This is a genomic window from Paenibacillus sp. FSL H8-0332, from assembly GCF_037963835.1.
In the GTDB taxonomy this organism is placed as follows: domain Bacteria; phylum Bacillota; class Bacilli; order Paenibacillales; family Paenibacillaceae; genus Paenibacillus_AQ; species Paenibacillus_AQ rhizoplanae.
The window spans coordinates 4052710-4074419 of the sequence record NZ_CP150145.1 but is presented as its reverse complement, the minus strand read 5'-3'; the positions used below and the strand labels follow the sequence as shown (position 1 = coordinate 4074419).

Genomic DNA, 21710 nt, shown 5'->3' with positions numbered 1-21710 from the left:
AATGAGGTGAATGATATGACGATACTGCCTGTTATCATATTTATCTTAGTGTTTGTACCTTCTATTGTACTCATCGTGAGTATGCCGTATTTAACAAAAGAGACGATTAGTTTCGGAGTCACCGTCAGCGCTGTACAATTCCTCAGTGAGCCGCTGCGCCAGATGCGGAGGTCATATGCCAGGATTAGTGCTATTCTACATACCATCCTATTCATTGTTGGCATCCTATGCCTAATCTACAGTGATGAACATTCCAAGCAAGTCAGTTGGATCATTATCTTCTATTCACTCGCCATGCTCGTAATCTCCCTGGTCATTAACTTTAGGTATCATTTGAAAATGAAAAGTGTACTGTCTATGCTGCCTTCTGCTCCCGAATCATCGGTCATAGGGATGGAACCTGGATTGCGGAAAGGAAATGTTGGCCTGCCCAGTCATTGGTTCCTCATTCATGCTGTTATTATTGTGGTTAGTATTGTAACAGTGCTGCGCAACTACGATCTGATGCCTGACCAGCTTCCGGTCCATTTCAACGGCAGTTGGACCGTAGACCGCTATGTAGATAAATCTTATAGTATCGTGTTTATACCTACGATCATGCAGGTGTTAGGAACCCTTCTGTTCATATATGAATATTGGAGAATGCGCAGAGGGAAGCAGCAGGTTAGGGAAGACTTAACTTACCGCCGTGCCTGGTCGAATTTTATGATTACAGCAAGCTTCTTGTTCGTTATCCTGTTATCCGTCGTTCAGCTAAATATGATATCTCTGCTTAACATTAATTTTGTTATCCCCGTTGTCCTAATCATCACAGCCTTTATCATCCTATACGCCTGTACCTTAACATACTGGGCTGGTCAGCGCGAAAGCCGCTAGACATGAGCAGGTGGTTGAGCGCTGGATCAGCCACACCTCAAACTCTGAGTGCCGCTGATCCAACGCGCTACAACGCAACGAAGCCACTTTTACATATACCCTACCTTATTTCCTCAAAAACAATCTTCAATCCGCATCCCGCTTCTTCACCGGCACCCACACTTCGACTTCGGCATCTATAGGGTTGCCATTGGTCAGTACCTCCGCAATCGGGTATCCGGTGTACACATACTCATAGTTATCGTTCAGGATGGCATCGAATGCCTCATCCTCCAGCCGGTCAAACGCGAGACGCGACAAGCCGCCCTGACCCGACAACACCAAATACTCTCCTCCCGGAAAAAGTACTTCAACCGCTACATCCGGCTGGGGCCTGGGCGACTGAACGCCTGCAACATACAGGATCTTTCCATCTTCCTGGGTAATCGCGGCGAAGCCGTAGGGGCTTTCGGACAGAGGACGCAGGGAGGCCATAGAGCCGTTCTCCAGCGTGCTTTTGAAAAAAGCCGTTTTGAGCGGAGAATACGCTGGATCGTGCACTGCTCCATCTTCACTTAGTGTGGCCTTGAACCCAATGATGCGGAATGCTTCCTTCGTTTCAATTCTGGTCGAAATCATGACAATGTACCTCCTGGATAGTGGGATTGGTGTATTCCAAGCAAGCATAATCTACCAACTGTGACACCTGTATGGCATACTTGATTAGAGGTGGTCATCATGAAAATGGATCGCTTGATTGCGCTCATTATGATCCTGCTGGAGCATGAGCAGATTAGTGCGCGCGAGTTAGCAGAGCGTCTCGAAGTCAGCAGACGAACGATTTACCGGGATATTGAAACGCTGAATAGAGCCGGCCTGCCGATCTATACACTCATGGGAGCATGGGGCGGTGTCGGCCTGATGAAATCCTACAAGGTGGGCAAAACCCTGTTCACCCCTCAAGAAATTCAGAACCTGCAGAATGGATTGAACAGCTACAAGCAGCTTTTTGGGAGACGGGAAATGGTGTATGCAGCGGAGAAGTTGAACGCTCTCTACCCGGCCAACGGAGAGCGCAAGCCGAGTGCGCCGTTCGTCATGGATCTGTCCTTGAATCAAGGGAACGAATCGCTACGCAGCCTGTTCGGGATGATCGAGACGGCGATGAATGAGCACGCTGTGCTCACATTTGCGTATACGGATGCGCGGGGGCAGATTAGTGAGCGGCGGGCGGAGCTGTATCAGGTGGTTTTCAAGGAGAGTAGCTGGTACTTGCAAGCCTATTGTCTGGATAAGCAGGACTACCGCATCTTCAAGCTGGCCAGAATGAGCGGTCTCCAAGTGACGAAGGAGCAGTTCGTTCCAAGAGCGTTCACCCCTCTCCCCATGGACGGAGGAGATTGGCTAAGTCAGGGCTGGGTGGAGGTTACGATTCGGCTAGACCGCTCCGTCATGGATCGGGTGATCGAACGGTTCGGTGCCGACCATATCCTGCGGGTGGATGAACACCACTGCTGGGCCAAGTATCCCATTATTGCGAATGACTATGGCTATGACCGGCTGCTTACTTTTGGAAATAAGTGTGAAGTGCTGGGACCGCCTGAGATCAGGGAGGGGTTTAAGGCATATGTTGTTGGGATTTTGAAGAAGTATGATAGGGATTAGCGGGGGAGGGAGCGGATGAATGGAATGAAGTATTCTATTTGGATTGAAGCTGAAGAATGGGCTGAAGGGGAATGGAACATCGTTGATGGTAACACGGATGCTATAGTAACCTTTGAAGACAGCTCAAGGTGGGTGGCTTCATTTTTTACATACCAGAACATTCAGACACTGGCTGACAAGAATAAACTAACGGGTGAGTGCTTGCACGGAAAGTATCTTTGGGGAAGTGACATGGTGCTTGTGGACGAATGCAGCCGTAGACGGATTGAAGAGGTTATTGCACACTTTATAACTAGCGGTGACTTTGAAGTGATGTTTAGCAGGTGTGAAGAGGGTAGTTTAGAGTGAATGAAAGGACTACGTTGATTATCAAAGATCTGAGGAAGTTCGTAGAAAAGTGTATGAGCGTATTAAAAAAATTTGTTCTGAGCGAAGATGAATATTCAGATGTGACGATAGAGTATTGGGAGAAATCCTAGAAGAGGTGAAAGTAATAGTGTCTAAGCACCCTGTATTTGAGATCAAGTATGAGTTGCTTGAAGATCAGGTAGAGGAACTGAGGACGGTGGATACAGCGACATTTGATAAAGAGTGGCATCAGATCTATGGGCCATTTACCGTGATTGTAGATGGACATGAATTCATTCCATATCCGCCTCCAGACATGCCTTTATCAGCAAAAGATCTGTATTCTGAACTCATTCTAACCAATTTAGATCTGCTTGTTGATGCCTGCAACTACTTAAATTCGCATAAATACTTAGCCTTGAAGTATGTTGAAAATTGCTGGACCTGGTTAGAAATACAAGTGGATGATGAGGTTCTAATTTTAAGCGAGTTAAATCATGAAATACCCTATAGATATTTAATTCAAACGGATAAGTTCCTATTGATCGATGCACCATACGGGTCATTCTCAAATATTAGAGTACACAAAAGTGAATTTATAAATGAGATAAGAACTAGAATTATTGAATTTGTTAAGGAGATTCAAGCGATAAACAGTGAACTTTTGAAATCCGTTTATTTTTCTAATTTGTTGGGGTTTTGTGATAATCATAATAAAGGAGATATAACATACTGCCATCACTAACGTTTCTGAAACATCAATTAGAGGGAATTCTACGTAATAAATTTGCACAGGGGCACCAAACCTCCGGTTGTTTAGCCCGATTGGAACAGCTTCCAGCCAGCTATGATGCTTATCTGGAATTCGCCCATAGCTTGGCTGATATTCCAATGCGGGACAACTGGCCTTACTATGAGCCGGACGAGTTGGATGAGATATGGCGGGAATGCGACCCGAATAGACCTTTAGGCCAGATCGGAGTCTTGAATCTGAAGGACAGTTCCAAGCGTGTGGAGGCGGGCTTCCTCGCTTCAGTCTGTGGTTCAATGCTGGGAAAGCCAATTGAGGTTAATCCTAACTTGTCCGAACTGCGTCAAGTATTTACCTCTGTAGGGGAATGGCCGCTGAATGATTATATCTCGGAAGAAGCTCTCCATGCGTTGGAGCGTCGTCATTGGTCCTGGTTCGAGACGACTCGGGGGCGGATTCGTTATGTGGCACCTGATGATGATATCAACTACACCTTAATGGGAATGATGGCTTTAGAACAATTCGGTGAGGGTTTTACTAAAAGAAACCTAAGAGATTTATGGATTAATCATCTTCCGATAAGTACAACATGGGGGCCGGAGAGGGCCATCCTGATTCGGTCGGGGATTAGCTATTTGGAGCATGACAGGGAACTATTCAGCCCTTCTGAAATAGAGGCTTGGCCCGACTTCCTGGTGCAAGATACAGAATTATGCGGGGCGGCGATTCGTGCAGATGCTTACGGCTATGCCTGTCCTGGTCAACCCGCTCTTGCGGCCGAGCTGGCTTGGCGTGATGCGAGTTTTACACATCGGCGGACGGGAATCTATGCCACGATGTTCATTGCCGCTGCAATTGCCGCTGCAATTGCTGCCGCACATGTGCTGCGCGATCGGCTTGAAATCATAAGAACTGCACTGCAATTCGTCCCTAGAAGGAGCCGATTCTATGAGATTACTGCGGATTGTCTCCAGATCGTAGCGAATGCAGATAACTGGCTGGAAGCTTATCAGAGCATTCATCACAAGTACGCGAATCATTCCCACTGTCAGGTTTATCAGGAAATCGGCACCTTGATAAATACATTTCGATTTGCTGACAATGTTGGTGACGGAATATGCAAGCAGGTCATGCAAGGCAACGATACTGACAGCTTCGGAGCAACAGCTGGATCTCTGCTCGGGGTGTATTTCGGCCCGGACAGCTTGGAAGCGAGATGGCTTGACCCTTTCCAGGACCGGATTCATACGGGCTTATCTTATTTTCACGAGCAACAACTATCCCGCTTGGCTGAGCGCGTAGGGCGTTTGCCAGAGCTGTTGCACACAGGTAAGCATCGAATTCAACCTAGCGAGCTGTATGTGAATGAGAATTTGGGGATTTGAATTGTTTTGGGGGATGGGGGAGTGGGAATGCAGGAAGTACTTAAGGATGTTATAAAAGAGGCCATTGCTCCTTTGTTTAAAGGAGAAGGGTTTATGAGGCGGGGCAATAATTTTGCACGCATTACACCTAACTTCTCGGTGACAGCGAACATTCAGGCATCCAAGTGGAACACACAAGATGAGATTGAATTCTGTTTCAATACTGGAATCTATATGGAGGAATTATTCGGAAAAGTTTTTTTATACCCGAAACCAGCTTTTCCAACAGTCGTGAGTTCAGTTCTACAGATACGCGGTACTGAACTGACGAAGAACGGTAATTGGTACAAATTGACCTCTGATTCAAACGTTGAGGAATTTAAACGAAGAATAATGGAAGACATTTCAGAGTATATACTTCCTCACCTGCGGCAGTTTGAAGAGGTTGAAGATGTCATTCGGGTAATGAAGCTGAGGGAGAAAGCTGGAATATACGAGAACCCGCATCACTTAACAGCACTCTATCGCTTAACAGGTGATATGGAACAAGCACAGGCTTGCATGACTAAAGTGCATAACGAACTGAAGCTGGATTCGCAAAAAGAATTCTGCGCGGGCTTGGCTTTGCGGTTAGGGTTAGAAGTGTAAAACATGTGTTGATATGAACAATGTTAATCGCGTAATTTATACTCTCGCCATGCGTTTTCATAATCTTGGCTTTTTATGAAGTAACGGTCCTCAAAGACATTGCTTTTGTAGATTTTAAGGCCTAGTTGAATTCCATCTTCCTCATCAGTTACGTTTCCCGTATCAACTAGTGTGGTCTCATCCATACTGTCATAAGTAGTGGTGTAGTAGTATTTGTTTCCACCAATTGTGAGCCAAGTGACGGGATCGCTATTGGACATATTATTGTTGCTTGTAACCTTGTCATTTGAGCATCCTAATAAAAGAAAGAAAACAGATATAATAAACAGAAGTTTCTTCATTTCATTAAGTCCTCCGGAGTTTTTCGTAAGCGCTATAAACTTAGTTTATGGCGCTTACGAAGATTAGTTTAACTTTTGGGATAAGGTTTCTTTTGGTTCGTTCGGTTAAGTAGATAGTCAGTACTCGTCATATGAAAATCTGCCAGCTTGATCAGAATCGCCGTGGGAATATCGACATCTCCGCGTTCATAATTACTATAAATCCGCTGGCTGCATTGCAAATACTCCGCCATTTGAGTTTGCGTCAAATCCTTATCTTCGCGTAAATCCCGGATACGTTGATACATATTTGAACACCTCCAACGCAAGCATATCTTAGCGAATTATTCGCTGTTTATTTTTAGCGAAAAATTCACTAAGATAATCAAGAAGATGATTTGGGAGGGGTTATAAGTGAGTCTTTTAGAAGATCTATATTACGGAAAAATCTGCCCAAATGAACAAATCTGTTTAAATGATCCCGAGTATGCACAGAACTCTAAGCTGATCTCGGAACGCATAAACATCCTGCAAGCAAAGTTGTCTCCAGAAGACTTCACTATGCTGGAAGAAATAATGGATCTGAACAGTCTACTGATCTCTATCTCATCCGCTTCTGCCTATACTCTTGGATTCAGAACGGGAGCGGCGCTGCTCGTAGAAGTATTGGAGCATAAGTAAATACTATACATATTAAGAAGAAGTTGATCTTTGAACAATAAAGTTGGATAGGAGAGAGAGTTATGATACTTTTAATTCTAAGTTGCCTATGCTGATCGACAAGCTTCTTCAGGCAGAAAGTTGGGGCACTGTTCAAGAAAAGTGGATTCCTGCCATTAGGGAAGCTATTGCTTTGGGAGAGGTTGATAAACTGATTGAACTTAGAGGTAAGTTTCCGTATTCTTTCGAGAATTCTTTAAAGCAGTTGGAAAAAGTGGAGCGGGAGTTTGAGGTAAAGAAGCCATTGCGTATATTTATTTATGCATTGGCTTCTTTTATTTGCTTAGGGTTTGGGTTCTTAAAGAGAATTTACCGGGCCATAGAGTTTAATCAATCTTGGAATATTACAATACGGTTAACGGATAACAAGATACTTAAACTTCTACTCAGGCCAATTGTAGATTTCCCTGAAGGAGAATATATCAAGGACATGGAAACAAATGAAAAATTGAAGAATGGAATAACGTGATGCAATCAAAGAACTTAAAGTGAAAAACAGGCTTATGAATCCCAATAGCCAGAGAAAATAAATTCCCTTCTGTCGGGGGCTACTATACTGTGAGTGTTACGGCTGTAGAATGCAGTTTAGAGTAGGAAGAGTAAACAAAGGGCCAATATGGGTGCGTTTATAATATCAGTATTATAAGAATGTCAGCAAATGTGATTAGAGGGGCGAGGTGGGGACGAAGAATCTTTTGATGCTTTATATGAATGGATCATAAGTCAATGATTGCCGTGAAGGAGCAGAAACTGCAAAAGCATAAACTAGCACTAGATAAACTACATGAATCCTATGAAGAAGACATTATTACATAACTGGTCTTCATGGAGCGGAAAATATTTAGAACTAGACAGATTCAGAAATTGGTTGAAGAGTTGAAGGATTTTAGGAAGATGGTAGTGTATGAAAGCAATAATCCTACGATGGAGCAAATCGTTGAGCGGATTGAGTAATTTATGGAGTTGTGGGATGAGCGGTAACAAGTGAATAGAAGAAAACAGGCGTTGAAGAAGTTGGTGGTTTGTTATATAGAATATAAATCGCATAATTGAATGCCAATTATCGAAACGTTAAGTCTCTAAGGAAATATTTGAAGGCTCAAATTATGAGAACTGAAGACTCTAATTATATCTTGTTTTGAATTGAGAAGGTAGAGATAGATATATTAGTTTCTAGGTCTGAAGGTCTAGGCTAATATAGTTAGCTAACAGAAAGGAATTTTGGTGCTATTTGGCGAATAATGTTAGATGAAGAAAGCATTATTAAATAATGCCAGTTCAGATATTTTGTCTTGATCTAACTTCTCATAGCATAAAACAAAAGGAGGGAAAGTATGGAAATTTTGATGAAAGATAAGCCATTTGGCCAAATAGTTTCAATCACTGGAATGAGTGTAACCATAGAAATTTATCAATCGGTATTAGCAGATAACTTAGAGCAAGAAAAAGTTTTAGGGATTGGAGAAAATATTAAACTCAATGTAGGAACGGTTGGTGATATCTTCCTTATAGGTGGAACTTCAACTCATCAGGTAATGCATTTCGGAATTTTTGAGGAAATAAAACTTATTTCAACATTTGAACAAGATCCGTATAATTATCCGAACAATGAATATAAAAATAAGGCGATTGCGGTTGCAAAAGTTATTGGTTACCAGGATTTTCAAGAGAAAAATTCTCTTAAATTCATGCGGGGCGTTGGGCATTACCCAAAATTTAACGCAAAAAGTTATCTGTTGACTCCAGAAGAAAAAAAACAACTTTTTTCTTTAGATGAGGGTGCTGGGATTGCAATTGGAAGAGCATCTGGAGTTCAAGATGAGGAAGTTTCTATTCATATTGATAAGTTTTTAGGCAAACATTCTGTAATTTTAGGCTCAACAGGCTCGGGCAAATCTTCTACCGTTGCAAGTATTATGCAAAGTGTTTTAAAAACTCACCAATATAGTCATATAGTTTTTTTTGATCCTCATGATGAATATGACACCGCTTTTCCTAACAAAAGAGGAAGTTATAAAGTTAATAAAATAAATGCAAATGATTTAAGTATTCCTTATTGGTTATTAAACTTTGATGAATTTCAATCAATATTTCTTGGAGAAGTTGATGCTAATAAAAATAGTAATGGTATTCGCATATTAAAAGAGGTAATCGTTACTTTAAAAGAAAGCAAGCAAGAAGAGTTGAAAAATGCTGTCGGAGAAATTTCAAAAGTGAATATTAATGCGCCGCTTTATTTCTCCTTTCATGAGGATTTGTTGCCCGTTTTAATTAAGCTAAATAAACGAACTATTTGGAGTTCAGATAATGAACCTGCCATAGATATTGAAACAGGTGGATTTTTGCCAAGCTCAGGTAATACTAATGTTAATAGAGATGGTAAAAATGACAAGGTTCATCAGGATAAAAATTATTATGGTGAGCTAGATCAGATCATTGAAAAGCTGCAAAGCGTATTCTCTGATCGGAGGTATCAATTTTTATTCCCAAGTGAAATGAATAACGCAAATTCAACTTTGTTTTATTCATTTATGGAGAGCTTATTATCAGTTCCAACCGATGGTAAGGCTAATCAACTTACAATATTTGACTTATCAACTCTCCCTTCAGAAGTATTGCCCATTATTATCGGAGTCATATCTCGTATATGTTTTGAGTACAAGTTATGGGATTCTAATCCTAAAAAACTACCATTATATCTCGTATTTGAAGAGGCACACAATTACATACCTAAAGAAACGACTTCTATTACGCGACTTCCTAAAAAATATTTATCCAGAATTGCAAAGGAAGGACGCAAATATGGAATAAATCAGTTAATAGTAAGCCAGCGACCATCAGATTTGTGCGAAACGATTATATCACAGTGTTCGAATTTTTTTGTTATGAGAGTTACTAATCCTAATGATCAATCTTTTATAAATCAAGTACTCCCAGACCATTTAAATACATTATCAAGCATGATTCCCTTTTTCCAAAATGGAGAGTGTTTAATTGCAGGAGAATGTGTAACTATCCCAACTAAAGTTATTATTAATCCTCCCTTCCCAGAACCTAATTCAAGTGATGTTAAATTTAGTTCAGTTTGGAAAAAGAGACTGATTAACTATAAAGTTAAAGACACAATACATCGCTGGTGGGATGTGAAATAATGTCATATTTTATAAAGAAAATTTTTATTGAGCATTATAAAGGGCTGCAAAATCGTCAAGAAATTTTATTGGCAAAGATTAATCATGCTACATTTATCATTGGCCCTAACAACTCAGGTAAATCTCTATTGTCCCGGCTTATTCGTATATTTCAGTATAATATAGATGGCATGTCTAGAAATACTATGAGGTTTGAGGCGGAAAAAATAACAGATAATGATTTTTACAACTTAGATACAGGTAAACCTATCATAATGGGTTTTACAATTGATAAGAAAATGCTGATCCATTATAATGACCCCAACATAAATAAGATAATTGGATTCAATGAAATTGATATGGTAATACAAATTCATAAGTGCAATAAACAATATTTAGGAAATATTAGCTTATGTATAAATGGTGTGAACTCTCATGTGTGTTCAAACAACAATCTGGCACTTGATGTGCAGTTTAACTCAGAGTTTTTTTATCAATTTAGTGTTAAAGATGAAGATGTTTTAAAGATATCCAATACCTTATATAAGGCATTGCAAGAAAGCGTGCTTGTCTTTGATCCTATTCGAGCGTTTGATCGTGCTGGAGAAGATAGTCTTTCAGTAAGTGGCCTTGAACTTGTAAATTGGCTGAATGAAAAAGATCACCCTTCTGAAAAAAGAAATGCAAAAGGAAAAGTACAGGAATATATTGAAAAACAGCTTCATTTAGATTCACCAGTTGCAGTTTCGTCAGATGTGAACCAAAAAGAACTGAGGTTTACTTTTACGGGGAATTTAGAACTATCGTCTAAGGAGGTTGGAACTGGTTATACAATGTTATATATTCTATTAATGGAATTAGTTCGAAATGATAAGAAATTAATAATAATAGATGAAATTGAAAGTCATTTACAACCAGGACTTGTTAGAGAAGTAATGAAAATAATAAAGGAAATTGGTTATGCTCAATTTATCATTTCTACCCACTCACCTATTGCAATTGAAACCGCGACGGAAGATGATTATTTATATCGTTCTCAAAAAAACGTTGGAGTATGCTCATATAGTGGCTTTTTCAAACATATAGAAACGGATTCTTCAGGAGCAAAAATTGCCAGGGAAGTTTGTAATGAGTTAGGTGTACTTCCTGGGGACGTTTTGTTAAGTAATAGCATTATATGGGTGGAGGGTCCTTCTGAAGTTTTTTGGTTAAGAGCTTGGATAAAGGCCTATTGCGATTATATGATTGCAGAAAAAAAATTAGATGCATATTTATTAGAGGGGCTTCATTATTCTTTGCTTATGACTGGTGGAAGTACCATTTCTCATTATTCATTTGAAGAAGATGTATTCTCTCTTGAAGATATTGAAGAAGATACTCTTTTAAAAGTACTTAAAGTAAATCCTAATCCTTTTGTTATGATTGATTCTGATAATGTCAATAAAACAACGAAAAAATACAAGCGATTTATAAGAATTTCATCGGAGTTAAACCGACAGAACAAAACTCATACTTTATTAAAAAATGAAACTTTGGACGATGAGGACATAGAAAGTCAATACAATAAAATACCAAATTTTTGGGTTCTAGCTGGTAGAGAACTTGAAAATTATGCTCACCCTGATTTATTGAAAGCTTTTTATTCAAAAAAAGAACAGCATCATGCTTCTAAAATAACTGGTACTGCATCTGTTAAGGACTGGAATGTATATTCATCTACAGAAGGAGCTGGAAGTATATTGGAAAGCAGAGGTCTTTCTAGTATATCTACAGATAGTGGTGCAGTTAAACACAAAGATGAGCTTGCAAGATTTGTTTATAACAATTTTGAAGTAAAACATTTACTAAAAAACACTATAATATCGCATCCTGATCATGCAATGATTGATGATCTCCTTAATGGATTAGATAAACTTGTTAAATATATAAAAAAAGTTAATTATTTATAAATTTTGTTGGTATTTTAGATACGATTGTGAAAACAACTCAGTTTCTTATTTACTTCCTGAATTTTTAGTGAAAAAACGATTTATAATTGATTAATTAACGTTGCGTTTAAATAATTAGAAAAATTCCTTCTAGAATAAATGATAGAGACAGGTGTGCATGTTCATCTATATGATTTTTAAAGGATATCTGCTAAGAAAATGATTAATGTTGCACAAAATGGGAGGGGAATATGAATCAAACAGAGTATATACTACGTGGCTTGAGCGGTGGTCAGTTGCAGCAATTAGCTGCATCTTTACTTCCTCGTTTGAATTATGAGTGGGATGAATTGATACATAGTGGAAATGTTGAAGGTACATCTCAAACAAGAAAAGGAACACCTGATATTTGGAAGAAAACAAAAAAAGGAAATTTCATATATATTCAAGTTACAGCAGATGCAAGGCAAGGGAAAATGTTAGAAGATTTAGAGAAAAGCATAAAGAAACTTATGATGGATGATGTTTTAGAAAATGCTCTATGTATCGCGTTTGTATCTTCAGAACGCCAACCTGAAGAAGTGATTAAATGTGAAAAGTTATGCGAAGAAAACAGTATTCAATTTAAATTAATTACTAATAATTCTATTGCGAGATCTTTAGATCAAAAAAATAATCAAGACTTGAGACAAAAGTATTTAGGAATTGCAAGGGATGAAGGTTTAAATGTAAATGTAGTTATGGCAATAAAAAATAATCTTTATATTCCACTTATAGAGGAATTGAAAATTTTAGAATTAGTGTGTAGAGAAAATGACTTGTTTAAAAAGATAAAGATAGATTTCATACTTGAAATAATAGAAAATCAACATAACCATAGAATTCCAAATAATTTTTTATGTGAATTAATTGAACTGAAAAACCTAGTGGAATTATTTAATGTGCCTAATATTTATAATATAAGTGGTGACATTATAATAAAGTTTTTTATTAAAGGATTCGAAAATTTGTATGGTCAAATTATAGAAGGAGAAATCCCCATATATTATGATGATGAATTAATTTATTATGAAAAGGTTTATCCGGAAGAGTATGAGCTTATCAAACTAATTGCCTATGATGAAATATTAATTTCTGGGGCACTCAAGGAGCAAGATGATTTTTGTGAGTATGATGGGGAGTTATATAATAAATCTTTACTAACGATGTTCGAGTTTGCTTTAGCGGATAGAAATAAAAAATACTCTCCAAAAAGAATTTCAAATGGCGAAATGAATTTGCCCCCAGAATACTATATTGCATCATATGAAGACTTTATTGATTTATTTTATCAAGATAAAAGAATAAAAGAAAAACAAAATACACTAAAAAGTATTATTAGTTTGAATAAAAAGCTTATAGAGTTAGTTGATCGAAAACTTCTGGATATTTTTGAGAAGTATGAAAATGTTTAAAGGTTAATTTAGGATTATTGTACTTAAGACTGAGTCTATAAATAGGAGGTATGATATTCCTCCTCTGAGACCTCCCCCACCAAATTGGGTAAACTATCCCTAGACAACACTTTACCCAAATCATCCGAAATGAGGGGACGCCTGGTGACGACTCATAACGCACCCAATAGATTAGCGAACGAAAAATCGCCCTACCTGCTCCAACACGCCTACAACCCCGTGGATTGGTATCCATGGGGAGACGAGGCCTTTGCCAAAGCGCAAGCCGAGAATAAACCGATCTTCTTATCCGTCGGCTATTCCACTTGCCATTGGTGCCACGTAATGGAACGAGAATCCTTCGAAGACGTAGAAGTCGCCCAGCTCCTCAATAATCACTACGTAGCGATCAAAGTAGACCGCGAGGAGCGGCCGGATATTGATGCGCTGTATATGTCGGTGTGTCAGGCGCTGACGGGGAGCGGGGGGTGGCCGCTGACGGTGCTGCTGACGCCGGAGAAGAAGCCGTTCTATGCGGGGACGTATTTCCCGAAGCGGCAGATGTTCGGGCGGATTGGGCTGATGGATGTACTGGAGCAGATCCACACGAAGTGGGACCAGGATGGCGAAGCACTGGATAAGCTGGGCGATGATCTGCTGGCTGAGCTGCACACGCTTGACCGCAAGAATGCGTACAATCCTGAAGCCGCAGGCGGCATTCCTGGTGCAGAACTGCTGCATGAGGCGTATGAGCTCTACCGGCGGCAGTTCGATGAGGAGTACGGCGGGTTCGGCAATGCGCCGAAGTTCCCTTCGCCGCATAATCTGTCCTTCCTGCTGGCGTACAGCCAGCTGCATGATCAGCCGGAAGCGTTGCGGATGGTCGAGCATACGCTGGAGTCGATGTATAAGGGCGGCATGTACGATCATGTGGGCTTCGGCTTCGCGCGGTATTCGACTGACCGGGAGTGGTTGGTGCCGCATTTTGAGAAAATGCTCTACGATAACGCTCTCCTGGCCAACGTCTATCTGGAAGCCTTCCAGCTTACGGGGAAGCCGCTGTATGCGGAGATTGCCGAGCAGATCTTCACGTATGTGCTGCGCGATATGACTTCACCGGAAGGCGCTTTCTACTCTGCGGAGGATGCCGATTCCGAAGGGGTGGAAGGCAAGTTCTATGTCTTCTCCCGTGAGGAGATTGAGGAAGCGCTTGGGCTGGAGGATATGCATTCCTACTGCAATGTGTACGGGATTACGCCGGAGGGCAACTTCGAAGGGGAAAATATTCCGAATCTCCTTCACGGTCTGCCGGAAGAGATTGCGGAGCGTATGGGCATGAATCCGCTTGGTCTGCGGACCCGGATGGAGGAATGGCGTACGAAGCTGTTCGAGTACCGGGAGCAGCGCATTCATCCGCTTAAGGATGACAAGGTGCTGACCTCGTGGAACGGGCTGATGATTGCTGCGCTGGCCCTGGGAGCCAAAGCCCTGCAGAAGCCGGAATATGCCAAGGCCGCCGAACGTGCAGCGGACTTCATCTGGGACAAGCTGCGGCGTGAAGATGGGCGGCTGCTGGCCCGTTACCGTGACGGGGAGTCGGCGATTCCGGCGTATGTGGATGATTATGCCTTCCTGATCTGGGGACTCAGCGAATTATATGAAGCTACAGGTCAAGCGGTCTATCTGGAGCGGGCGCTGACGCTTAAGGATGGGATGCTGGAGCTGTTCCTAGATACCGAAGGAGGCGGGTTCTTCTTCACCGGGCATGACGGGGAGAAGCTGCCGGTCCGCTCGAAGGAATTGTATGACGGCGCGATTCCCTCCGGGAATTCGGTGGCGGCGAAGCTCTTGTGGAAGCTGTCGGTCATTACGCAGGATATGGAGCTGAAAGAGATCGCGGAGCGCACCGCTGCGGTGCTTGCTTCCGCTGCTTCGGAGTATCCGCCGGGATATGCGATGTATTTGCAGGCCCATCTGGGGATGGTCTCCGGCGGCAGAGAATGGGTCCTCTCCGGCAAAAAAGAAGATCCCGCGCTGCACGCCATGCTCGCTCAGGTCCAGCAGACCTATCTGCCGGACGCAGCGCTCATCGTTAACTGGGAAGGGGACAGCGGGGAGATGCTCCGCCTGCTGCCGCATCTGGCTGACAAACCGGCGATCCGCGGTGAAGCCACCGCCTATGTCTGCCGCAACTTCGCCTGCCGTGCCCCGCTTACGAATAAGGAAGCAGTCCGGGAGCTGCTGGCTTCCGGCAGCCATTCGGAGTAGGTTTATATACGAAGAGCAGCCCGGAGTCCGGGCTGCTCTTTGCCATACCTTATTGGACGAAGGGTGCATAGAACGAATCCGCAGGTATCGCCTGCGCGGCTTTAACCATGTATTCTCTCATGTCTGAGAGGACCTGTTTGCCTGGCCAGTGGTCCGGCAGCAGCTCATCCGGGAGATAGGGGTCGGCCATGAACAGTCCGCTTAACTCCTCGCCCATTTGCAAATATAGCAGGAACAGCTGTAACGCTTGCCCCGCCTGAAGGGTATTTGCTAATCGCGGAGCGAATTCTTCCTTCAGCCAGACTGCTTTCTTCCTGTATAAGGCTTCGATGTCGTTCAGGTGCCAGATGGCCTGTGCTTTGAGCGGTGTAATCATACCTTCCTGAAATTGGCCTTGCAGGATGGACACCTTGCCATCCAGCTCCAGCTTCTGGATCTGGGCTGCGACTTCATCCTGATAGTTCCACGGTGAGATGTACACACTGTTATATAAAAGCCCGTAACCCAGCTGCCCGAGTGCTGAGCGGAACAGGTCGCGCTTCTTGCGTTCGGATTCGGGAACCTCCAGCATCACCACATCCCAGGTATGGTCCCACTGCTCCTGATAACGGGCCGGCTTGCTGTTAATCGCCTTAATGTAGGCGAGCCCCTCGGCAGTGACGTTATACCAGGAGCGTGCCGGGGATGCGATATAGCCCTCTTTTTTCAAGCGGGACAGGGCATTGCGGATATAGGTGGAGGTGTACCCCCTTTGTTCATAGATCTCGACAATCTGCTGGGCGCCCATCTGCTTCACCTTAGATAACAGAAACAGCATTGTTTTCTCAACGGACAGCAACTTCTTCACACCTCTCTTGACAGCTGGCAGGAATATATATATCATAAAAAACAACGAACGTAATTATTTATGTTATATTCGTCAATCGCACTGCTGGATTTTGATTTAGAGCAACTTGGTGTCATTGTATCGTAAACCTTGGGTTTTTGCACGATGCATTCCTTAGGATCTATTGAAATCTAATCAAGAAGAGGAGAGGAATTCTATGAAAATTACCTACCACGGCCATTCCTGTGTTCAAATTGAGGTGAACGGCAAATCGCTGATCATCGACCCATTCATTAGCGGTAACTCTGCGGCGGTGACGAAGGTAGAGGATATTAAGACAGATGCTGTTCTGCTGACTCATGCCCATATGGATCATATCCTGGACGCTCTGCCGATTGCCGAGCAGAATCAGGCGGTGGTTGTAGCCAACGTGGAACTGGCGAGCCATCTGGGGGGCCAGGGAGCGAAAAAGACCATCGGGATGAACATTGGAGGTACGGTGGACCTTGGTTTTGCCAAGGCGACGATGATTCATGCCTTCCACACCTCAAGCATCACGCTGGAGGATGGACAGAGGATCTATGGCGGAACCCCGGCGGGCTTCATTATTGAGGCGGACGGACACACGGTGCTGCATGCAGGGGATACAGGGCTGTTCGGTGACTTGAAAATGTTCGGGGAGCTGTATGAGATCGACCTCGCGATCCTGCCAATCGGCGGACATTTCACCATGGGACCGGAGCATGCGCTTATCGCGGCGAAGTGGCTGGGCGCAAGACAGGTGCTTCCGGTTCACTATAATACCTTCCCGCCGATCAAGCAGGATGCCGGGGCCTTCGTTCAGGCGCTGGAGGAGGCGGGGATCAGAGGCTCGGCACTTGCATATGGTGAGACGCTGGAGTTGTAGAGCTTCTCATTCGCACACGCACCTACGCCTGCGAATCAACACAGGACTGCCCCATGAAGCTATTTCTTCTCGGGCAGTCCTGTTCTGGCTGTGCGGAAAATCTACCCGGCGAACCCCGCCAGCTCCCGGTTGAACCGGTCCCGCTCGTCATAGAATAAACCGTGGCCGCTGTTCTCAAAGGGAATAAGGACCGAATTCCTGATCCCTTGATGCTGCGCCTCGGCCAGCGGGAAGAAGCACACCTGATCATGAACCCCGTGCAGAATAAGGGTAGGCACCTGTATCCGGGGGAGATCGTTGAACAACTCTTCGGCCAGCCAAGCCTCGGAGACCGCGATGGTGGACCAGCTTGCCGCCTCCAGCCCTAACAGGAAGAACCAGTCCGAGAACGGCTGTGATACCGGCTGATAGAAGAAAATATCGCCGAAATCATGCAGCATCTTGGGGCGGTCCTTGTAGGTGGACTGGATAATCTGCTCTATAGCTTCTCTGGTCGTGCCATAAGGGAAGCCCGGCCGCTGAATCAGACTGGGGGCTGCCGAAGCGAACAGGGCCAGCTTGGAGACACCATATCCCTTGTGCCGGGCCATATACCGGATCGCTACAGCTCCACCGGTAGAGTGCCCGCCGAGTGTAATATTGTGCAGTCCCAAGGCGCCGATCACACAGCGGATATCATCTGCGAGACGGTTGTAGTCGTAACCGCCAAGCGGTTTGTCAGACCGGCCGAAGCCTCTCATATCCATTCCAATGCAGCGGTAGCCCATGGGCACTAGCTGATTGTACTGGTATTCGAACATCTGGTGATTTGCTGGCCAGCCGTGAATGAAGAGTATCGTTTTGTTGCCAAGCGGGTTAAGATCATTCACATACACCTTCACATTCGGTTCTACTCTAATCCAATGTTCCATTTCGCATCCCTCAATTCTCTATTGATTTGTATAGTTGGAATATGTTATTCATTGGAATAGGGAAAATGCCTAGAATATGGTCTAAGGGATTCGCAGCAGCGTACTGAGCAGCAGATCGTTCCTTGGAGAGGGGGATCATAACTATGAATAAGATTCTGAGCGGTATCCGCTGGCAAGAGCAGGGTGCAGAGAGTGAAGCGCTGCTGGCAAGGCTGGAAGAGGCGGCCATCACCCGGATGAAGGGGGGACTGGAAGCCGAGGTATGCAGAATTACACTGCCGGATATGAAGCTTGTGCTGAAAATATGGAACCGCGACTCCCGGCCGGATGTCTCTATTCAGTATCAAGTGCTGGAGCAGCTGATCCGGCAGGGCTGCGCGGTTTCACGGCCGTATGCCTGGGGTCTAGATGCTGGGGACCATCAGGTGCTGTTAACCAGCTTCGATGGTGTGCCAGTCAAGAAGGTCAATCCAGACAGCCTAACAGCCATAGCAGCCAACCTGCTCGATGTACATAAGCTGCAGATCGATTCGTCCAGCGGCTTGAAGGTACCGGCTTATGATTTTGCAGATTATTTCTTCCCTGCCTGGGCGGAGCAGCCTGAGATCCGAACACTGGCGCAGGAGTTGGCGGAGCAGGCCGAGCTAACCGCTCATCAGCTCATTCATGGTGATTATCATCTGGGTAATATTCTGGAGGCCTCCGGGGCGTTCACCATCATCGATTGGACCAATGTCCAGCTTGGCGATCCGAGGTATGATATTGCGTGGTCTATTCTGCTCTTTAGAGTGTATTTGGCGGAGCGGAATGCCAGCATCTACCGGTCAGCCTTTGAAGCTAAGAGCAGCTATAGCCCGGCAGAGCTGGAGCTATTCGAGGCACTGGCCGCCCTGCGCTGGCTTCATCTGCACCGGACAACCGGGGTCCCGATTCAGAGGAACACGCTGAAGGCGATCCGGACGCTGATGAGGGAGAACCGGTATGTGCCGGATAGTCTGTCTGAATCCTTGTAGCAGATACCCAGCCGGAATTCACCTTCACAAAAGTTCTCCGTCCAGTTCAAACACAAACGGCTACGCCGTCCTCCTAAGGACGGCGTAGCCGTTTGTGTTGGCTTCCATGGAATACAATAGCATGTCAGCGGTTATGTTACTTCTTATTACGTTCCGGGTTCTGCGGCTTCACGCGGGCGGGCCGGGTGACCCAATTGCTGCGGTTCATCGGCTTGACTGTATCCGTCCGTTCGTTAATGACCTCGCTGCTGAGATTCTCAGCCGTAACAGCTTCGGGAGCTACCTCGGATTCTACTGCCGCCGGGGCTTTTTTGGACAGGCCGGCTCCATTGTGCTTGCCCCGGTTCCATACTTTATTCTTGCTCATCAGGTACACTCCATTTCTGTAGGCTTATGCTTCAACCATATCACAAGTGGGATTAAGCACAAAAACCCGATTTTGACAAGTTATAAATTGTACTATTGATCTCCAAAAAGGGTAACTATAATGGTATAGAATTGAAAGGAGAGCATTCTGATGCCCATCAAGATAATTACGGATAGCGGTTCGGATCTACCCCCTGAATACACGAAGCAGTATGACATCTCCATTGTTCATTTGCCGGTCCATTTCGGCCATGAGCTGATGCCGGATGATATGAATGCGAAGGATTTCTATGACAGAATGCATCAATCGAAGGAATTGCCGACTACCGCAAGCCCGAGTCCGCAGACCTTCCTGGACAGCTTCAAGCAAGTGGAAGCAGGCACTGACATTCTGGTCATCTGCATGTCCTCTAATATTAGCAGTACTTATCAGACCGCAATGATTGCCATGGAGATGTACGAGGAAGAAGGACATCCGAATGCGATTGAAATTATAGATTCCAAGCTGTTCTCAGGCGGCTTGACCCTGATTGTCGCCATGGCGGCCAAATGGTCACTTACTGCCGCAAGTCTGGCTGAACTGAAGGACAGAGTGCTGAGCAAGGTCGAAGAGACGACTGCATACTTCACGCTGGATACCCTTGAGAATGTGATCAAGGGCGGACGGCTGAGCCGGATCTCCGGCGCTGTGGCTTCCGTGCTCAACATCAAGCTGCTGCTGAAGATCAGCGACGAGGGCGTCGTTGAAGTGGTCGAGAAGACGCGCGGCCTGCCTAAGGCGCTGACTCATCTGCTGGCCAAGCTGGACCAGAAGCAGCATGATTATGAACAGGCGGTAATCGCCATTGTCCATAGCAATTGTGAGACGCTGGCGCTGGAGATCAAGCGGCGTATTCTGGAGAAGCATCCCTTCAAGGAGGTTCTGCTGTCCACGATGGGACCTGTGATGGGAACCTATGCCGGCCAGGGCGGGATTGGAGTGGCTTTTTAAGCAGAGAGCACAGCACTTGTAGAAAAGTGATCACTAAGCCGTATACCGGACTTTCCGGTGTACGGCTGTTTGGCTTGCGTATGCGGATCGAATGAGCGCCGGGGAGCAGGCTAGGCACACCGGACTGGGCAGGTGCATAGTATGAAGCAAATCCAATTACACGGAGGTCCTACACTTATGTCGACAACTTCATCCGGCCCGCAAACGTCGGTAATCTATCAGGCAGACCCTGCGGTGGTTCAGCATCTGAACGGGGTCCGCGATTCGCTTCACCAGTCCTGTAAGCCATATCTGAATCATAAAGTGCAGGTGCAGACCCTTGACGGTCAGATGCATGAGGGTACGATTGCCGGTATGGACAGCAAGCATATGTACCTGGCCGTAACCCTAACCATGGAGATGGGACGCGGATATTACAATCCGTATTACAAGCCCTATCCAGGTCCGGGATATCCGGGCCCGGGCTATCCGTATCCCGGTACAGTGAATAGCAACGTTATTCTGCCGCTGGTCTTGTATGAGCTGCTGGCGATTTCGTTACTCTAGGCAAGGCTCATAGCCTGAGTCATCATCGAAGCTACAGCCCCACTTTGTGGGGTTGTTTTGCATGATCTACTACGCTGAAGGAGGGGGATGAACGGCTTCACAGAGCCCTTTTGCTAATTGCACACGTGAAAATAATCATGGAACCGCATTCATGAAAACGCTATAATTTAAAAGAGTCTATCAAATCAAAGGGGAAACACAATGATCTGAGTAGACTATAGCGGCAAGTTCATCCCTGAATTCGATACACCGGAATATATGGACACACCTGGCGCAGGATTTCGCAGTTACAGCCAAAACGGATCAGCAGCAGCAATTCGCGCAGGGGAAGACCGGGATCTATACCGGTATGGTGGACATCTCCAGTCTGAGAACACTGGCGCAGGATCTGCAGCCGGGCATGGAGCTGGTGCCGGATGCGAACCCTGAGAAGCAGCTGGCTAATGAGCTGATCCGCGAGAATGACAAGTTCGCTGTGCTTGACCCAACCGTTCCGCTGGATTCGGCAACCAATAATGAGCAGGGAACGGAATTGCAAAAGATCATCACAGATGCTACCTTCAAATATATCATGGGCCAATCGGATGAGGCGGCCTTCAAGAAAGCCGTGCAGACCTGGAAGGATTCCGGCGGAACCAAGATCACCGAGGAATATGAAGCTGCATATAAACTGACACAGAAGTAAGTAAGCAGGCTTTAAGTGAAGGCCATTACGTGAG

The 21710-nt window shown here is 44.6% G+C and carries 23 protein-coding genes; 17 read left to right on the top strand and 6 right to left on the bottom strand.

What is annotated here, in order from left to right; translation table 11 throughout:
- Positions 1-15 precede the first annotated feature (15 nt).
- Positions 16-876: a DUF1648 domain-containing protein gene (locus NST43_RS17720; RefSeq protein WP_339218372.1), complete on the top strand. Its 861-nt coding sequence runs from the start codon at positions 16-18 to the stop codon at positions 874-876.
- A gap of 126 nt (positions 877-1002) precedes the next feature.
- On the opposite strand, the gene NST43_RS17715 is transcribed toward NST43_RS17720, so the two are convergent.
- Positions 1003-1494, bottom strand: a complete 492-nt coding sequence (locus tag NST43_RS17715; protein WP_339218371.1) for an effector binding domain-containing protein — start codon at positions 1492-1494, stop codon at positions 1003-1005.
- A 99-nt stretch (positions 1495-1593) separates the two neighbouring features.
- Between NST43_RS17715 and NST43_RS17710 the strand changes: the two genes are divergently transcribed.
- The 5 genes from NST43_RS17710 to NST43_RS17690 all read left to right on the top strand — a co-directional run bounded on the left by NST43_RS17710 (position 1594) and on the right by NST43_RS17690 (position 5631).
- Positions 1594-2520, top strand: coding sequence for a YafY family protein (locus NST43_RS17710; RefSeq protein WP_339218370.1), 927 nt, complete (start codon positions 1594-1596; stop codon positions 2518-2520).
- A 15-nt stretch (positions 2521-2535) separates the two neighbouring features.
- Positions 2536-2868: a hypothetical protein gene (locus tag NST43_RS17705; RefSeq protein WP_339218369.1), complete on the top strand. Its 333-nt coding sequence runs from the start codon at positions 2536-2538 to the stop codon at positions 2866-2868.
- 136 nt (positions 2869-3004) lie between these two features.
- On the top strand, positions 3005-3613 hold the full coding sequence (locus tag NST43_RS17700; protein ID WP_339218368.1) for a hypothetical protein: 609 nt from the start codon (positions 3005-3007) through the stop codon (positions 3611-3613).
- An 80-nt stretch (positions 3614-3693) separates the two neighbouring features.
- Positions 3694-5004, top strand: a complete 1311-nt coding sequence (locus NST43_RS17695; protein ID WP_339218366.1) for an ADP-ribosylglycohydrolase family protein — start codon at positions 3694-3696, stop codon at positions 5002-5004.
- Between the two features lie 27 nt (positions 5005-5031).
- Positions 5032-5631, top strand: coding sequence for a DUF4304 domain-containing protein (locus NST43_RS17690; protein WP_339218364.1), 600 nt, complete (start codon positions 5032-5034; stop codon positions 5629-5631).
- A 23-nt stretch (positions 5632-5654) separates the two neighbouring features.
- Here NST43_RS17690 and NST43_RS17685 read toward each other — a convergent pair whose 3' ends face one another.
- Both NST43_RS17685 and NST43_RS17680 read right to left on the bottom strand, forming a co-directional pair.
- Positions 5655-5972 (bottom strand): hypothetical protein, encoded by a 318-nt coding sequence (locus NST43_RS17685; RefSeq protein WP_339218363.1) that lies wholly within the window; start codon positions 5970-5972, stop codon positions 5655-5657.
- 68 nt (positions 5973-6040) lie between these two features.
- Positions 6041-6259 (bottom strand): helix-turn-helix transcriptional regulator, encoded by a 219-nt coding sequence (locus NST43_RS17680; RefSeq protein ID WP_076160374.1) that lies wholly within the window; start codon positions 6257-6259, stop codon positions 6041-6043.
- A 106-nt stretch (positions 6260-6365) separates the two neighbouring features.
- Here NST43_RS17680 and NST43_RS17675 point away from each other — a divergent pair, with 106 nt between their 5' ends.
- The 6 genes from NST43_RS17675 (at position 6366) to NST43_RS17650 (ending at position 15431) form a co-directional block, all read left to right on the top strand.
- Positions 6366-6632, top strand: coding sequence for a DUF6809 family protein (locus NST43_RS17675; protein ID WP_339218361.1), 267 nt, complete (start codon positions 6366-6368; stop codon positions 6630-6632).
- A 43-nt stretch (positions 6633-6675) separates the two neighbouring features.
- Complete coding sequence (locus tag NST43_RS17670) at positions 6676-7140, top strand: hypothetical protein (RefSeq protein ID WP_339218359.1); 465 nt, start codon at positions 6676-6678, stop codon at positions 7138-7140.
- Positions 7141-8005: 865 nt separating this feature from the next.
- Positions 8006-9823 (top strand): ATP-binding protein, encoded by a 1818-nt coding sequence (locus tag NST43_RS17665; RefSeq protein WP_339218357.1) that lies wholly within the window; start codon positions 8006-8008, stop codon positions 9821-9823.
- Entirely contained in the window at positions 9823-11751 is a 1929-nt protein-coding gene (locus tag NST43_RS17660; protein ID WP_339218355.1) for an AAA family ATPase, read from the top strand. Before NST43_RS17665 ends, NST43_RS17660 begins: the two co-directional genes overlap by 1 nt.
- A gap of 230 nt (positions 11752-11981) precedes the next feature.
- Positions 11982-13184, top strand: a complete 1203-nt coding sequence (locus NST43_RS17655; RefSeq protein WP_339218353.1) for a hypothetical protein — start codon at positions 11982-11984, stop codon at positions 13182-13184.
- 129 nt (positions 13185-13313) lie between these two features.
- Entirely contained in the window at positions 13314-15431 is a 2118-nt protein-coding gene (locus tag NST43_RS17650) for a thioredoxin domain-containing protein (protein WP_339218351.1), read from the top strand.
- A gap of 49 nt (positions 15432-15480) precedes the next feature.
- Here NST43_RS17650 and NST43_RS17645 read toward each other — a convergent pair whose 3' ends face one another.
- Complete coding sequence (locus tag NST43_RS17645) at positions 15481-16248, bottom strand: PaaX family transcriptional regulator C-terminal domain-containing protein (protein ID WP_339218349.1); 768 nt, start codon at positions 16246-16248, stop codon at positions 15481-15483.
- A gap of 226 nt (positions 16249-16474) precedes the next feature.
- On the opposite strand from NST43_RS17645, the gene NST43_RS17640 reads away from it, so the two are divergent.
- The gene (locus tag NST43_RS17640; protein ID WP_339218348.1) at positions 16475-17164 is read left to right on the top strand and encodes a metal-dependent hydrolase; all 690 of its coding nucleotides are present in this window, start codon (positions 16475-16477) and stop codon (positions 17162-17164) included.
- A 101-nt stretch (positions 17165-17265) separates the two neighbouring features.
- Here the strand turns inward: NST43_RS17640 and NST43_RS17635 are convergent, their stop codons facing one another.
- A complete protein-coding gene (locus NST43_RS17635) occupies positions 17266-18075 on the bottom strand; it encodes an alpha/beta hydrolase (RefSeq protein ID WP_339218346.1) in 810 nt (269 codons plus the stop codon).
- 143 nt (positions 18076-18218) lie between these two features.
- On the opposite strand from NST43_RS17635, the gene NST43_RS17630 reads away from it, so the two are divergent.
- A complete protein-coding gene (locus tag NST43_RS17630) occupies positions 18219-19088 on the top strand; it encodes a phosphotransferase (protein WP_339218345.1) in 870 nt (289 codons plus the stop codon).
- A gap of 136 nt (positions 19089-19224) precedes the next feature.
- Here NST43_RS17630 and NST43_RS17625 read toward each other — a convergent pair whose 3' ends face one another.
- A complete protein-coding gene (locus NST43_RS17625) occupies positions 19225-19455 on the bottom strand; it encodes a hypothetical protein (protein WP_339218344.1) in 231 nt (76 codons plus the stop codon).
- A 150-nt stretch (positions 19456-19605) separates the two neighbouring features.
- On the opposite strand from NST43_RS17625, the gene NST43_RS17620 reads away from it, so the two are divergent.
- The 3 genes from NST43_RS17620 (at position 19606) to NST43_RS17610 (ending at position 21676) form a co-directional block, all read left to right on the top strand.
- Positions 19606-20445, top strand: a complete 840-nt coding sequence (locus NST43_RS17620; protein WP_339218343.1) for a DegV family protein — start codon at positions 19606-19608, stop codon at positions 20443-20445.
- A 177-nt stretch (positions 20446-20622) separates the two neighbouring features.
- Complete coding sequence (locus NST43_RS17615; RefSeq protein ID WP_339218342.1) at positions 20623-20991, top strand: hypothetical protein; 369 nt, start codon at positions 20623-20625, stop codon at positions 20989-20991.
- Positions 20992-21340: 349 nt separating this feature from the next.
- Complete coding sequence (locus tag NST43_RS17610; RefSeq protein WP_339218340.1) at positions 21341-21676, top strand: hypothetical protein; 336 nt, start codon at positions 21341-21343, stop codon at positions 21674-21676.
- Positions 21677-21710 lie beyond the last annotated feature (34 nt).